Here is a 14,751-nt window from a genome sequence, read left to right as displayed (position 1 = left end):
GGTATTCTGACGCCGTATAAGGATCGGTCAACCGATCGCCAAAATTTCTTAACTGATCGGTGTTAGCTATTAGGCGAGCAGAAAAAAGGCGACCTTGCTTTCCTTTTTGTCTATAAATTTAAAATGGTGAAACAACTGACATTGCTTGGCTACAGCTATGAAGATGGCACAGTGACACTCGAATTAATGGCCCTAGGTACCCACGAAAATTTCTATCGAGACGTCAAAATTATCTATTAATCAATAACTCCCAATAAATGTAGCTTATTGCTAGCGTGCTATTCCCTATCGGCATATCCCCTTCAATACTTCAGCTCTTCATCGGTCCTATCAATGCTCATGATGGCGATAAACTCTGATTTTGGGCTCATTGAGCCGAGATGTGGCGTAGTAAGGTATTTTTTCGCCGTCATCCTGATGCCCATCAGGATCTGGTATTATTTTTTCCTATGCCGTCTTCCTGATAAACATCAGGAACTCACTTTTGGTGTTTTGTAGGCGAACGCTTGCTCTCGCATTTTCCGCAGGAAAAACCTGTTTAAAATACAGCAACCAGAAGTACCAAAGCAGATACCGGAGCAGGTCCGGTATGACGGCCAAGAAAGCGTTGTGTTACGCCCTATGCCGTCATCCTGACGCAAGTCAGGATCTCGGTTTTAAAACATAAAGCAGATACCGGAGCCGTCATGGTGGGCTTCCCCACCGTTTGGGAGATTGAGGCCCGATCTTAGATGAGCTCAGCAGTCAGGCTTAACGGGCACTTCATTAAAAATATAGACGCCAAACGTAAATATCAGATTTTACGTTGAAGAGTCCAGTTGCTGCATATAAACTAAAAAACAGAAATTTACGTTTTAGTGAGGGCTGCATGGCAAGAATCAGGAAACCTAAACCATTTTTAACGTTAATGGAGAGCTTTAACCCAAGTAAAATCTTGCCGTTATTGGGCCGCTATGGCGCCACCGATGGAGCCGGACAGTATCTGCATTGGGATAAATTTATTTGGCGAGTTGAGAAGGGCGTTGCAGAAGAAGACGCTTGGGTTGCCACCAAGTTGGCAAGACAGACCATTTCCAAAAAAATAGCGTTATTAAAGGCAGACACGCCAGAGCTGAACTTTAGTTACTGCATGCCAAATTCTCTGTTCGCGCAATTACATTACATAGACAAAGTGACCGGTGGCGGCCACGCGATTGGCGATGGCTCCTTTATCACGGCGAGAGAAAAAGATCGTTACTTAGTGCGTAATCTAATGATGGAAGAAGCGATCACATCTTCTCAGCTTGAAGGTGCGTCAACGACGCGCAAGGTCGCCAAAGAGATGTTGGAAAGTAACAGAAAGCCAACTGACAAATCAGAGCAAATGATCTTCAATAATTTTTTGTTGATGAAAAAGGCCGTTGAAAGAAAAGACGAACCCTTGTCAATTGAATTGATCCTAGAGCTGCATGCCATTGCCACTTATAAGGCCATTGATAACGATGCCGTTTCTGGTGAGCTGCGCATAGACAATAATGTTACCGTTGCCGATATGTATAATGAAATTGCTCATGAGCCACCCTGTGCCAGTACGTTAAAAGAACGGTTGCAAGAGTTGTGTGCGTTCGCGAATGAGTGTGATGATGGTGCTGAGTCTGATCGCTTTATTCATCCATTAGTTAAAGCGATTATTCTGCACTTTATGATCGGATACACACACCCATTTGGTGATGGAAACGGTAGAACGGCGAGGGCGTTATTTTATTGGTTTATGTTAAGGTCTGGCTATTGGTTATTTGAATATGTGTCAATTAGTAAGCTAATCCAAGAGAAGAGAAGCGACTACGATACTGCCTATGTTTATACGGAAACTGATGATTTTGACTTAACTTATTTCATCTATCATCAAGTAGACGTGGTAACTAAAGCGGTGAACTCGCTACATGATCATATAGAAGCGAAAAAAAGTGATTTCTATCAATTTATGGAATGGATTGATAAAAGCTCAGTATCTAAAGGCTTAAAAAGAGGCCAATTAGAAATATTAAAAGAAGCGGTGAAGCAGCCTGGTAAAACGTTTACCGTCAAGCAAGTGTCATTAGACCTTGATGTTAATGAAAATACAGCACGTACCTATTTGAACCAACTCGTTGAGCAAAAATTCTTAATGGCTTCCAAGTACAAAAGTAACAAAGCAATAATTTATCTGGCACCAGCCGGCTTGCGGGAGCGACTAAAAGTTTAGCGAGCCGCTTTCTGGTCTACGGTCGATTTACCCATGCCGTCATCCTGACGCACGTCAGGATCTAGGGTTCGATTGTGCAGGCGAACGCTTGCTCTCGCATTTCAACTTAGGCGGCATGACTTAGAACCCCTAAACACCTTTTGCCACGGAAGAACACGGAACGCACGGAAAAATAGGGATCAGATCTGAAAGGGATCTTGATGGTAAGGGCTTAGATTAGACTCAAGCAAAAGTGACAGGCAAAACAGAGACTGAATATGCAGGTTGGTTTGGGTGTTGTCTCTTATCTCGCCATCTTAACGAGCTCTTTTAACAATGGGGGCATGTTCAGAGTAGAGAGTTTTAAAGCGATTCAGGCAGGTGTAGCCGATGACTATCAGCATGTTGAACGTTTAGTCAGGGATGTACTTTTACAGCAAAATAGGGCGTGATATTACTTAGTTGGCGAGAGTCAGCTCAGGAAATTTTCGCTTGCCGGACTTCAGCCTAGTTTCAATAGCCACAGATGATTCACCCGTTTCAATAGCACTTGAACTAGCTACAGAGCGGCGGATCTGTGCTTGGCTTAATTCTTGATTTATCAGTGTTTTTACTCGTTGCGTCGTCATAGCTGTGCTCCTTATTAGCATGAGATTATTGCGAGAGTTATAACAGAAGCAATGTGGCATTGCTCATCGCTTACTCTGATTTTCTTCAGGCTGTCAGCTACATACGGCCATCGCGTAGTTCCTCGAAAGTAGGGAAGGGCGATTTTTCACGAAGTGATATTTCAGCGCCTAAATAATCCAGCATTTTCATTACCTTTCTCAGGCCTACGTCTCCCGAACGGCCCAGTTCAAATGCATTCAAAGTGGTGCGTGAAATGGCCAAATGATCAGCCATCTTTTGCTGTGATACTTTCTGCTGCAAGCGCAGCTCACGCACTGCTTGGCCTAATTCTAAATACGTCATAATGTACAGAATACTCTACATATATTGATTTATACTAGGTATTGTAGAGTATTTTGTACGTTTGTGAGAGGGGTTTTATTATTTGTTAAGCACATCAAACTGTTTTTCGCTGTCATCCTGACGCACGTCAAGATCTCATTCTTAAGACAGAAGTGCGAGATACCGTGGCGAGCACGGTAAGACGGCCAAGAAAGCGTTGTGTTACGTCCTATGCCGTCATCCTGACGCACGTCAGGATCTGATTTGGGGTTTTGTAGGCGAACGCTTGCTCTCGCATTACTTAAAGCCCTAAACACCTTTTGCCACGGAAGAACACGGAATCCACGGAAAAATAGGGATCAGATCTGAAAGGGATCTTGATGGGTAAGAGCCGAAAACCTAAACATCTTTGCAACGGAATCCACAGAGCCCGCGGAAAAATAGGGATCAGATCTGAAAAGGGCTCTTGATGGATAAGTATTTAACAATGGGTGGCACGTTAGACTCTCTAGCCGTCATCCAGACGCACGTCAGGATCTGATTTGGTATTTTGGTACTAGAGCGAGATACCGTGGCGAGCACGGTAAGACGGCCAAGAAAGCGTTGTGTTATGCCTTAAGCCGTCATCCTGACGCACGTCAGGATCTGATTTTGGTTTTTGGTACTAAGAGCGAGATACTGTGATGTAATTGAGCGATATATTACTCATATATAAAAATATCTATCCTTATTGAGTGTTAAATTGCTCATTTTAGAGTATCGTTACCGTTATTGAGCAATATATTTCACATTGGGCGAGCTATGGAATCGATCGTATTAACGATACAAATTTTCCATCAAGGTCACTGGCATGATGCCGCAGAATTAACCCTAAAGCAGCCACAGCTAGGACGAAGCAGCGCCGTACGGTTGGGCTATGACTTTGATTATGCTTTGCAATGGTTAGCAAGAGATGATGAGCATGCTTGCAGCCTAGCTTTGCCCATTGAGCTAATGATACCCAATGATGCAACCAGTTGGTTTGGTTTTTTAGATGATATTGTTCCTGCCGGTGCGGCGCGCCGTTATTGGATAAATCAGCTGGGGCTAGCCAACGCTTCATCTGGCAAACAAGATACCGAGTTGTTATGTAAAGGCACCATAGCGCCGGTAGGTAATTTGCGTATAAAAGAGGCGCTACCTGAGCTACCTGCTGGTAGCCGTCTTAAACAACGGCGTTTTCCCATTGCTGAGGTAGTGGAGCGTAATACGGATTTTTTAGAATATGCCCAACAAATGGGAGCGACCAGTGGCGGCGCAACCGGTGCCGGTGGTGAAGCACCTAAACTGCTACTGCGATGCTCGGCTGACGATGAAGTCTGGATAGATACGTTTCAAGATGATGTGCTTAATCCTGATGAACACTATTTAGTTAAATTCCCCCGTAATAATCGCAGCGCCATTGATTGCGATATTTTGCGCGCCGAATACCATTATTATCAAGAGCTGCAAAGCTTAGGCATGAGTACCATTAGCACGCACAATATGCGCCTGATAGAGGGGGAGTACTTTCCCTCTCTCTGGTTACCGCGTTTTGATGTAGCAATGGTTAACGGCCAACTAACCCGTTATGGGCTGGAGTCTGTTTACTCGGTATTGAATAAAGCGCCGGGGAGCTATCTTGATCAAGCAGCTACACTGCGAAACATACTCAATATGCTAGAACAACAATACCGAGTAACAGAGCAGGGTAATGAGTTTAATCGACAAGCCTTTGTTATTGAATGGGTCAAGCGAGACTTGCTGAATGTGGTTTTCGGTAATTCTGATAATCATGGCCGTAATACCGCCTTATTGAAAAAACCAGACGGTATTTGGTTATCCCCTATTTATGACTTTGCTCCTATGAAAGCGGATCCAGAGATGGTGCCGCGTACCATGACCTGGGGTAGCCCTTTAGAAGAGGGTGGCAATTACAACTGGCAGCTCATTGCTGAGCGATTAGCTGACTTAGTAGAGCCTCCGCTGTTGCTGGCCGAACTCGGCCAGCTTGCACAACAATTAACCGGGCTTAAGCAGCGACTGGAACATAGAGGAGTACCTGAACGCATTATCCGTATGCCAGTCATCGGCTTCGATTATCTAGATAAGAAATTACAAGGTTGGCAGCTGTGATGAAAAAACCGAGCCCTAATGAGCGTGAAGCGTTACTGATAAGTCTGTTAATGCAGCTGTTTACTGGCGAGATTACGGAGGGGCAACTGCTACGCACATTGAGAAAAGACCTGCTGAACATGTCGCAAACGGAATATGCCGCTCTAGTTAAAGTAAGCCGACGTACCTTATCGGATACAGAGCGAGACACCGGCAGTCAATCACTGGCCGTGCTAAATGCTATTTTTAGGCCTTTTGGTTTAAAAGCAGGTTTATTACCACGTAATCCCGCGCTAATGAAAAAGCTATTGGCTGAAGATACAGCGCCGGACTCAACTCGCTAAAGCAGCTTTACTAATGCCCATCAGAGTCTCGTATTAGTTTTTTGCCCTTTGCCCTTTGCCGTCATCCTGACGCACGTCAGGATCTCGCTTTTGATGTTTTGTCGGCGAACGCTTGCCCTCGCATTACTTAAAGCCCTAAACACCTTTGCCACGGAAGAACACGGAATCCACGGAAAAATAGGGATCAGATCTGAAAGGGATCTTGATGTTAAGGGGCGCTCTTAACATGGGTGTCTCGATAAACTCTGGCGGTTGAGTCTGCATAATAAGCCCTAAACCCAGATCTGCCACGGAATACACGGAAGAACACGGAAAGATCTCTTGATGTTAAGGGGCTCTTAACATGGGTGTCTTGTTAGTGCGCTCCTTAACATGGGGGTCTCGATAAACTTCTGGCGGTTGAGTCTGCATAATAAGCCCTAAACCCAGATCTGCCACGGAATACACGGAATACACGGAATACACGGAAGAACACGGAAAGGTCTCTTGATGTTAAGGGACGCTCTTAACATGGGTGTCTTGTTAGTGCGTTATTGTCGGCGAACGCTTGCCCTCGCATTACTCCGCAGGTGTAACCACATAGAGTAAAGGGTGAAGAGGACAACATAAACCAAGACGACACATCATAGTTTCTATTCTCAGTTTGTCTTCTTTACCCTTCACCGGCTTAACTCAGCTAGTCCCCTTTGCCCTTCACCCGCCAAGAGGCCTTTTTAGATTTTATCCCTATTTTTCCGCGGGTTTAGCGGGTTTCGTTGCAAGTAATGAAGTTTCAATATTTCGGCAATGGCGCAGCTTAGGTTTTAAGCCGTCATCCTGACGCACGTCAGGATCTCACTGTTAGTTTTGGTGCTTTAAGCTTGGCGCCTGGTGCTGGGCGCAGGGCGCTGATTTTCCCTAAAGCTCTCCGCTTTGCTGCCGATACTCATTTGTAACTAAGGGCAGAACACCGGCCGGTGGGCGGTTAAGCACTTGTACTTAAGGCAGCTGGTTCAGCAAGCAGCAAAAAAAACTAAAAAAACCTTAAAGTTTTTAACCCCCACGCCGATACCTTAATTAACAACGAAGCAGCTTCATCTTAAAGCTCAGCTTCATTACCAACACCGCATACCGGCATGGCGCCGGAACAAATCTCAACGGAGAGTTTAATTATGGCGATTACTGTTAATTCCAACATCTCGGCGATGACTGCCCAGCGTAACCTGACTAACTCTAGCAATGCATTGACCTCTTCCATGGAGCGTTTGTCTTCAGGTAGCCGCATCAACTCTGCGAAAGACGATGCCGCCGGTCTGCAAATTTCTAACCGCTTGAACTCACAGGTTCGTGGCTTGGGTGTGGCGATGAAAAATGCCAACGACGGCATCTCTATCGCCCAAACCGCAGAAGGCGCCATGCAAGAGTCCACTAATATACTGCAGCGTATGCGTGACTTGTCCTTGCAGTCTGCAAACGGCTCGAACTCTGCAGAAGATCGTAATGCGATGCAAAAAGAAGTTAGTGCTTTAAAAAATGAGCTGACGCGTATTGCTGAGACCACTTCTTTTGGTGGTCAAAAACTGTTGGATGGAAGTTTTGGTACTAAATCCCTACAAGTTGGTGCCCAAGCCAATGAAACTATTGGATTAACGCTATCTAGTACCAAAGCATCAAGTGTTGGTTCTGAACGTATTGAATTATTAGGAAGTGGTGCAAATACTGGTCTTGGTAGATTAACAGCATCAGCAGCAACGGCCGGTGCTAACAACGTTGCTGGAGGCGCACTTACTATTAACGGTCGAGGAGATGCTAAAACCGTAACTGTTGTTGGTACATCATCAGCAAAAACAATTGCTGAGCAGGTAAACTCAACTACCAGTGATACAGGTGTGAGTGCCTCTGCTAAAACTGAAGTCGAAATTAATAGTTTGAATACCGCAGGCTCTATCTCTTTTGATCTTAATGGTACAAGTATTTCTGCTAATGTAACTAATATAACCGACCTGACAGTTCTTAGTGACGCTATTAATGCCAAGTCTTCGGAGACAGGCGTAACAGCTGAAGCAACAGATGGCGGTGGTGTCAAATTAGTTGATGCTGATGGTAACGATATACTTATCGAAAACTTTGATCACGCTGGAGGTGCAGGTACTGAAACTATTGCTGTTATCGGTAAAGATCAGAAAGGAAGTAACACTGATACTGCAACTTTGACCCAAGGTACAACTAATTCAACACGAGCGATGGGCACTATCAGATTGGATTCTTCTGAGGCTTATGCAGTTACTGCAGCCGATGCAAGTGTTGGTACAGCTGGTGCATCGGCACTGGCTTCAGCTGATAAACTTGACCTTTCGACACAAAAAGGTGCTCAGGATGCGATATCTGTTATCGACGGTGCGTTGGCTCAGATTGACAACCAAAGAGCAGATCTTGGTGCGGTGCAAAACCGTTTAGGTAGCACTATCAACAACTTGGCTAACATTCGCGAAAACGCCGCTGCCGGTATGAGCCGGATCAAGGATGTGGACTTTGCCCAAGAAACCGTGAACCTGACCAAGCAGCAAATTCTGCAGCAGGCCGGTACTTCAATTTTGGCGCAAGCTAAGCAGATCCCACAAGCCGCATTGTCGCTCTTGGGTTAAGTTTTTAAATACATTAATCGGGGGCCTAGCCCCCGTTTTTGATTTAAGCTCTTTAGTTTAATAATGTTGAATGTTGAATGTTGAATGTTGAATGTTGAATTAGGTCTTTTCACTCAACATTCAACACTTACAACTCAACACTATTTAGAGTTCCGTGACTTTATTAAGCTAAACGGCGTCTTGTTTGTTAATCTGTATGGCTCTAGCTTGAGGATACATTATGGATACTTTGCCCCTACCACCTAAAGCACCGATGTTGGCGTCGGATTTACTGACCAAACAGCCTGCTGCAACCACGCAGCCCGCAGGCAGTAGCGCTACCCAAACTGCTCAAGCGGTGCAGGCGGCGGATAAAACTAACGCCAATCATCTTAAACCATCAGAGCACGTCGCCGAGCCATTAACGGCCGAGCAGTTAGCGGAACTTGCCGAGCAAATGGACTCGTTTGTGGGCAGTTTTAACCAACAGCTTAAATTTAGAGTAGATGAAGACTCGGGCCGGCATGTGGTGAGTGTGGTCGATAAAAAAAATGGTGATATTATTCGGCAAATTCCTACCGAAGAGCTGTTAGAGGTGATCGCACGCTTAGCCGAAGCCAGTACTGGGCTGCTTGATGCTAAGGCTTAATTTGGCTCAGTCACAGGAGATAACATTGTGGGCGACTTAAAATTACCGGGCGTTGGCTCGGGCTTTCCGATCCAAAATTTTGTTGATATTACGGTAAAAGCCGAGCGGGCGCCCAAAGAGCAACAGTTGGCACGCCGTGCTAACGATATTGAAGTACAGCTGTCTGCTTATGGCGGTTTAAAAGGCGTACTGGATGAATTCAAAACCTCGCTCAAAAAACTCGGCGAAGAAGAAGCTTTTCAAAAGCGCTCAACCAGTTTAAGCGAAAGTGGTTTTGTGAGCGCCAAAGCCGATAAAAACGCCGTGGCGGGTAGCTATAACTTGCAGGTAATTCAGCTGGCGCAAGCGCACAAATTAGGTTCAGAGGCAGTTGCACCGGATAAAGCGCTGGGCTCGGGTAGCCTAACTATGGGTGTAGGCGATGAGTCTTTTACCGTGAATATTGATAAAGACAAAAGCTCGCTGGCCGATGTGGCGGCGGCCATTAATAACGCCGAAGACAATAAAGGCGTGCGCGCCACGGTTATTACCGATGATGCCGGTTCGCGATTGGTGTATTTTGCCGATAAAACCGGTGAAGAGAGCCAAATATCAGTATCTAGCATCAGTAATAATGATGGTGAAGACGGTAACAGTTTAGCTGCGCTGGGTGTAACCAATGAAATTCAGGCCGCCAAAAATGCGAATATCACCATTGATGGTGCGTCGGTTACTAGCCAAAGTAATGAAATTAAAGATGCCATTGCCGGTGTAACTTTGGATCTTAAAAAAATAAATGATGCCACTGGTGATAAGCCCAACACCAAGCTGACCATCGGTTATGACAAGAGTGCAGTAGAAGGTAACTTAAAAGGCTTTGTTGAGTCGTTTAACAAAGTAGTTAACACCATTAATCAGTTAAGCAGCTATAACCCAGAAACGGAAAGAGCCGGACCATTAAACGGTGATGGCACAGCGCGTAACCTGAACTCAAAGATTCGCCAGTTATTGAGTGAGTCGGTAGAAGGCGCAGTGGCGCCCATCAAGAGCCTGACTGACTTAGGCATTACCACCAAACAAGACGGTACGATAGAGCTTGATAATGACTTACTGAAAAAACAGTTAACGGATAATTTCGATAAAATAGGTTTGTTATTTTCTTCAGAAAAGGGGGTCAGCAGCAAGCTAGATACCCTGATGGAAGAATTTGTAGGTAAAGAAGGCATTCTGACCAACAAAAACGAATCGCTTAACGAGCAGATGAAAAAACTGGAAAAAGAAGCCGATACCTTTTCTGAGTACATGGTGAATTTTGAACAGCGTACTTATAAGCAGTTTTCGGCCATGGACATGGCGGTGGCACAAATGAACCAGCAGCTTAGCTCGGTGATCAGTGCTTTCGAGAATATGCCGACCTTTGGCGGTAACAAGAAGTGAGTCTAATCAAGCAGTTACAACAGTTAGATGAAGTGTTGTTAGCCGAGTTTGCCGAGCCAGAGCAACTGCAAGCGGATACCATTGAGCAGCGCTTGGCTGAACGGGCGCGATTATTGCACTTACTTATGAATACGAAAAGTATGGACACAGACATGCTCGATGCCGAGCAGGTAAGTGAGCTGATTGAACGTTCGCGACAGCTAGCCGAACAGGCTGAGCACAGTCGTACGGCATTGGCAGAAAAATTAGCAAACATACAAAAAGGTCGGCGCTCGGTGCGGGCCTACGGTGATGTTAAAAAAAATTAATCAGGAGAAAAACATGCGCGGCTCCCTTAAAGCCTATAAATCGGTAGCAGTAGACAGCCAGCGAGACATCGCCAGCCCGTACCGAATCGTACAAATGTTATTGGCGGGTGCATTAGAGCGACTGGCCAAGGCGCGTTCTGCCATAGAGCAAGAAAAGTTTAGCCAGCGCGGCGAGCTGATTGGCAAAACCATTACCATTGTGCAGCAGCTGCAAGCCTCGCTGGACATGGAAGCGGGTGGCGAAGTTGCCGCTAACCTAGAAAATTTATACGATTTTATGGTGCGCGAGCTAATGCTGGCCAACAGCGAAAACAGCAGCGAGCGCTTAGAAGGCGTCAGCCGCCTGTTACGTGAAATTAAAGAAAGCTGGGATGCGATTCCGGTTGAGCAACAAGCCGTACCTGCATAAGGTTAGGCTTGTTGACTAAAGAACCGAGTATTGGCTTAGTCCTGTACTCGGTTTTTTTATGTCTAAAAATAAAAGACATTTTCGCAACGGAATCCGCAGACCCCACGGAAAAATTAAGATGAGATAAGGGCGAAAAATGATCTTGTTGAGGTTAAAACAGCCGTCTTCCTGACGCACGTCAGGATCTGATTTTGGGTTTTAGTGCTAAGAGCGAGATACCGGGGCCGTCATGCTGAACTTGATTCAGTAACGGTATGACGGCCAAGAGCGGTGTTTGTGTTTAATGCCGTCATCCTGACGCACGTCAGGATCTAGCTTTAAGCTTTAATACTAAGTGCGAGATACCGGGGCGAGCCCGGTAAGACGGCCAAGAGCGGTGTTTGTGTTTTAAGCTGTCTTCCTGACGCACGTCAGGATCTCGCTTTAGGCTTTAATACTAAGTGCGAGATACCGGGGCAGGCCCGGTAAGACGGCCAAGAGCGGTGTTTGTGTTTAATGCCGTCATCCTGACGCACGTCAGGATCTCGCTTTCGGCTTTAGTGCTAAGTGCGAGATACCGGGGCGAGCCCGGTACGACGGCATAGAACCAGAGCGGTGTTTGTGTTTTATGCTGTCATCCTGACGCACGTCAGGATCTCGCACTTATGCCGTCCTCCTGATGACCATCAGGATCTCGCTTTAGGCTTTAGTGCTAAGAGCGAGATACCGGGGCGAGCACGGTATGACGGCACAAGACCCGAGCGGTGTTTGTGTGTTAAGCCGTCTTCCTGACGAACGTCAGGATCTCGCTTTAGGCTTTAGTGCTAAGAGCGAGATACCGGGGCGAGCCCGGTATGACGGCACAGGACCAGAGCGGTGTTTGTGTGTTAAGCCGTCTTCCTGACGCACGTCAGGATCTGGCTTTAGGCTTTAATACTAAGTACGAGATACCGGGGCGAGCCCGGTACGACGGCTTAATGAACAACCCAGGGCGGTGTGTCTGTCTTTATGCCGTCTTCCTGACGAACGTCAGGATCTCGCACTTATGCCGTCCTCCTGATGACCATCAGGATCTCGCTTTAGGCTTTAATACTAAGAGCGAGATACCGTGGCGAGCACGGTATGACGGCACAGGACCAGAGCGGTGTTTGTGTTTAATGCCGTCATCCTGACGCACGTCAGGATCTCGCACTTATGCCGTCATCCTGACGCACGTCAGGATCTGGTTTTGGGTTTTAGTGCTAAGAGCGAGATACCGTGGCGAGCACGGTATGACGGCATAGTGATAGCGCCAAGCTAAGCTAAGAACGGTTGGCTTTATGTCGTCCGCTTCACTCTTTACACTTCACCCTTCACGAAAGAGCCTAGATTTGATCTAGGTCAATCTTAGGTGGTTTGAGCGCTTAGCCTGGCTCGAGTTTTTTTGACGCTTGTGTCAGAATTACGGCAGTTACTTGCATACCGCCCCCTTGGTGATGCTATGCTGTGCCCTGAAATGGGGTTAAGCAGTATTACAAAGCCTCTTGAATTTTGAATAACAAATTGAATTGTAAGGATATAATTCCTATGAGCTTTAACGGCTGCGTCTTGATTATGGATCACCACCAAGAACGACGCTTGCGGCTGGAAGCCATACTGTCTTTTATGCAGGTAGAATGGCGCAGTGGTAGTCGGGCGGAAGATCAAACCTGGTTACAAAGTCAGCCACAAAACTTGACGGTTTTAGCCGGGGACACGGACGTTTCTTTAGCACAGTTATTAGAAACCTTCCCTCATCACGCCTTTATTAGCTTGGTCGATACGGATTGTCGGCACGCTAACTTACTCGGCTGCCTTAATTCGCTAACGTATGACGAGCTCACCTCACTGCTGTTGCAAGCACAACACTGGCAGCCGGTATTGGCGACTGCTGAGCAAGACTGCCGGCTGCATGAGTTATTAATTGGCGACAGTAGCGCCATGTGTGAGGTAAAAAGCCTGATCCGCCAAGTGGCCAACAAGCCAGCCAACGTCTTGTTGTTGGGTGAGTCTGGCACCGGTAAAGAAGTAATCGCCCGCGCAATTCACGAATTATCGTTACAAGCCAAAGGGCCTTTTGTTCCCATTAACTGCGGGGCTATTCCTGCTGAGCTATTAGAAAGTGAGCTGTTTGGCCATGAAAAAGGTGCTTTTACCGGCGCGGTATCGGCCCGTAAAGGACGGTTTGAGCTGGCAGAAGGCGGTACGCTGTTTTTAGATGAAATTGGCGATATGCCGCTGCCGATGCAAGTAAAATTGCTGCGGGTATTGCAAGAGCGCACCTTTGAGCGGGTGGGCGGCACGCGTTCTATTAGCGCGAAAGTGCGAGTAATAGCGGCCACGCACCGCGATTTAGAGCAGATGATTGTTGAGCAGCGCTTTCGTGAAGACTTGTATTATCGCTTAAATGTGTTCCCGATTGAAGCGCCGGCCCTGAGCCAGCGCCAAGACGATATTCCGCTGTTGCTTAATGAGTTGATTGCGCGCCACCGACTAACCCATAACGCGCAGTTATCGTTTGCTCGCGATGCGATTGATTCGCTGAAAAAGTGGCATTGGCCGGGTAACGTGCGCGAATTGTCTAACCTTGTAGAGCGCATGTTTATTTTGTGCCCTAACCAAACGGTGCAGTTAGCTGATTTACCCATTAAGTATCGTTCGTTAACCGACGAACAGTTGTTGGTGCACCCTTTCGATGAGCTAGACGAGCGCGATGCATTAGCGTCGATGTTTCACACCGATGAGCCAGAAGTAGAAAGCGAGGCGGATTTTTTTGATTTTCAAAACCTAGATGACGGCACTTTGGATGATGCCGGAGAATTCGCAATAGGCGCAGAAGCAGAGGCGGCGTTTATGTCTCATGCGTTGTCGGCGGAGGGGGTTAATTTAAAAGAAATGTTGGCGAACATTGAAATGGACATGATTGGCCAGTCGTTAGCAGTAAATGATGGCGTAGTAGCCAGAGCCGCCGAACACCTAGGCATGCGCCGCACCACCTTAGTTGAGAAAATGAAAAAGTACGGCATCACGAAGTGATAGCCATCAGCGGTAAGCTTTCAGCTGTCAGATAAACAAGACCCTTCGGGAGCTATAAGCTTGAAGCGGTATGCGATCAGCCAATACCGACTTTATAGCCCAGCGGAGCAGGATGATTTTAAATGTCTGCAAAGGGCACTGGACCCCCGCCTTCGCGAGGGTGACGATAGGGGGAAGGCAGCGCTTTAGCTGCAGGTGCTGCGGAGCAGGATGGTGTTTAAATGTCAGCAAAGGACACTGGCCCCCCGCCTTCGCGAGGGTGACGATAGGGGTAAGGCAGCGCTTTAGCTGCTGGGCCTGCGGAGCTGGATAGTTTTAAATGACTGCAAAGGGCACTGGACCCCCGCCTTCGCGAGGGTGACGATAGGGGTAACCTGCGCTTTAGCTGTAGGGACTGCGGAGCAGGATGGTGTTTAAATGCCTGCAAAGGACACTGGACCCCCTTCGCGAGGGTGACGATAGGGGTAAGCCTGCGCTTTAGCTGCTGGGACTGCGGAGTAGGATGGTTTTTAAATCTCGCTGAGACGGGACTGTCAGCTACTCTTTATTCCAAATATGGCCAGCCTATAAAGGTCACTGGCTCGAGGACTTATCTGTAAACTTATGGTTACAGCTGATCGCTTACAGCTTTCCCTTCGATCTGATCATTATTTTTCCGTGTCCTTCCGTGTATTCCGTGGCAAAAGAGTTTAGGTGTTATGT

Annotated in this window: 11 protein-coding genes and 1 pseudogene; 10 read left to right on the top strand and 2 right to left on the bottom strand. The window is 46.8% G+C overall.

The window, feature by feature from the left end; translation table 11 throughout:
- Positions 1 to 81: 81 nt before the first annotated feature.
- Positions 82 to 240, top strand: a pseudogene (locus ACFQ1C_RS01690) (type II toxin-antitoxin system RelE/ParE family toxin); the annotation flags it as partial.
- A 628-nt stretch (positions 241 to 868) separates the two neighbouring features.
- Entirely contained in the window at positions 869 to 2,224 is a 1,356-nt protein-coding gene (locus ACFQ1C_RS01685; RefSeq protein ID WP_379556800.1) for a Fic family protein, read from the top strand.
- Between the two features lie 437 nt (positions 2,225 to 2,661).
- Here the strand turns inward: ACFQ1C_RS01685 and ACFQ1C_RS01680 are convergent, their stop codons facing one another.
- Together ACFQ1C_RS01680 and ACFQ1C_RS01675 are read right to left on the bottom strand one after the other, a co-directional pair.
- Positions 2,662 to 2,832 carry a hypothetical protein gene (locus ACFQ1C_RS01680; protein WP_379556799.1) on the bottom strand — a complete coding sequence of 57 codons (171 nt, stop codon included), beginning with the start codon at positions 2,830 to 2,832 and terminating at the stop codon, positions 2,662 to 2,664.
- A 97-nt stretch (positions 2,833 to 2,929) separates the two neighbouring features.
- Positions 2,930 to 3,175, bottom strand: coding sequence for a helix-turn-helix domain-containing protein (locus ACFQ1C_RS01675; protein ID WP_379556798.1), 246 nt, complete (start codon positions 3,173 to 3,175; stop codon positions 2,930 to 2,932).
- A gap of 780 nt (positions 3,176 to 3,955) precedes the next feature.
- On the opposite strand from ACFQ1C_RS01675, the gene ACFQ1C_RS01670 reads away from it, so the two are divergent.
- From ACFQ1C_RS01670 to ACFQ1C_RS01635, 8 genes are all read left to right on the top strand, one after another.
- Positions 3,956 to 5,308 (top strand): type II toxin-antitoxin system HipA family toxin, encoded by a 1,353-nt coding sequence (locus tag ACFQ1C_RS01670; RefSeq protein ID WP_379556797.1) that lies wholly within the window; start codon positions 3,956 to 3,958, stop codon positions 5,306 to 5,308.
- Positions 5,308 to 5,631 (top strand): helix-turn-helix domain-containing protein, encoded by a 324-nt coding sequence (locus ACFQ1C_RS01665; protein WP_379556796.1) that lies wholly within the window; start codon positions 5,308 to 5,310, stop codon positions 5,629 to 5,631. Before ACFQ1C_RS01670 ends, ACFQ1C_RS01665 begins: the two co-directional genes overlap by 1 nt.
- Before the next feature lie 1,151 nt (positions 5,632 to 6,782).
- On the top strand, positions 6,783 to 8,255 hold the full coding sequence (locus ACFQ1C_RS01660) for a flagellin (protein ID WP_379556795.1): 1,473 nt from the start codon (positions 6,783 to 6,785) through the stop codon (positions 8,253 to 8,255).
- Positions 8,256 to 8,475: 220 nt separating this feature from the next.
- Entirely contained in the window at positions 8,476 to 8,883 is a 408-nt protein-coding gene (locus ACFQ1C_RS01655) for a flagellar protein FlaG (protein ID WP_379556794.1), read from the top strand.
- Between the two features lie 27 nt (positions 8,884 to 8,910).
- On the top strand, positions 8,911 to 10,299 hold the full coding sequence (gene fliD / locus ACFQ1C_RS01650) for a flagellar filament capping protein FliD (RefSeq protein WP_379556793.1): 1,389 nt from the start codon (positions 8,911 to 8,913) through the stop codon (positions 10,297 to 10,299).
- Entirely contained in the window at positions 10,296 to 10,607 is a 312-nt protein-coding gene (locus ACFQ1C_RS01645; RefSeq protein WP_379556792.1) for a hypothetical protein, read from the top strand. The genes fliD and ACFQ1C_RS01645 overlap by 4 nt, the downstream gene beginning before the upstream one ends.
- A gap of 13 nt (positions 10,608 to 10,620) precedes the next feature.
- Positions 10,621 to 11,016, top strand: a complete 396-nt coding sequence (gene fliS / locus ACFQ1C_RS01640; RefSeq protein WP_379556791.1) for a flagellar export chaperone FliS — start codon at positions 10,621 to 10,623, stop codon at positions 11,014 to 11,016.
- Between the two features lie 1,545 nt (positions 11,017 to 12,561).
- Positions 12,562 to 14,049, top strand: a complete 1,488-nt coding sequence (locus tag ACFQ1C_RS01635) for a sigma-54 dependent transcriptional regulator (RefSeq protein WP_379556790.1) — start codon at positions 12,562 to 12,564, stop codon at positions 14,047 to 14,049.
- Positions 14,050 to 14,751: the final 702 nt, after the last annotated feature.

This window comes from Oceanisphaera ostreae (genome assembly GCF_042676125.1).
Taxonomy (GTDB): Bacteria; Pseudomonadota; Gammaproteobacteria; order Enterobacterales; family Aeromonadaceae; genus Oceanimonas; species Oceanimonas ostreae.
This window is presented reverse-complemented; position numbering and strand designations above follow the sequence as displayed.

Excerpts from the sequence above, each read along its gene's own strand:
- ACFQ1C_RS01685 (WP_379556800.1), top strand. The coding sequence starts at position 869 with ATGGCAAGAATCAGGAAACCTAAACCATTTTTAACGTTAATGGAGAGC.
- ACFQ1C_RS01680 (WP_379556799.1), bottom strand. The coding sequence starts at position 2,832 with ATGACGACGCAACGAGTAAAAACACTGATAAATCAAGAATTAAGCCAA.
- ACFQ1C_RS01675 (WP_379556798.1), bottom strand. The coding sequence starts at position 3,175 with ATGACGTATTTAGAATTAGGCCAAGCAGTGCGTGAGCTGCGCTTGCAG.
- ACFQ1C_RS01670 (WP_379556797.1), top strand. The coding sequence starts at position 3,956 with ATGGAATCGATCGTATTAACGATACAAATTTTCCATCAAGGTCACTGG.
- ACFQ1C_RS01665 (WP_379556796.1), top strand. The coding sequence starts at position 5,308 with ATGAAAAAACCGAGCCCTAATGAGCGTGAAGCGTTACTGATAAGTCTG.
- ACFQ1C_RS01660 (WP_379556795.1), top strand. The coding sequence starts at position 6,783 with ATGGCGATTACTGTTAATTCCAACATCTCGGCGATGACTGCCCAGCGT.
- ACFQ1C_RS01655 (WP_379556794.1), top strand. The coding sequence starts at position 8,476 with ATGGATACTTTGCCCCTACCACCTAAAGCACCGATGTTGGCGTCGGAT.
- fliS (WP_379556791.1), top strand. The coding sequence starts at position 10,621 with ATGCGCGGCTCCCTTAAAGCCTATAAATCGGTAGCAGTAGACAGCCAG.
- ACFQ1C_RS01635 (WP_379556790.1), top strand. The coding sequence starts at position 12,562 with ATGAGCTTTAACGGCTGCGTCTTGATTATGGATCACCACCAAGAACGA.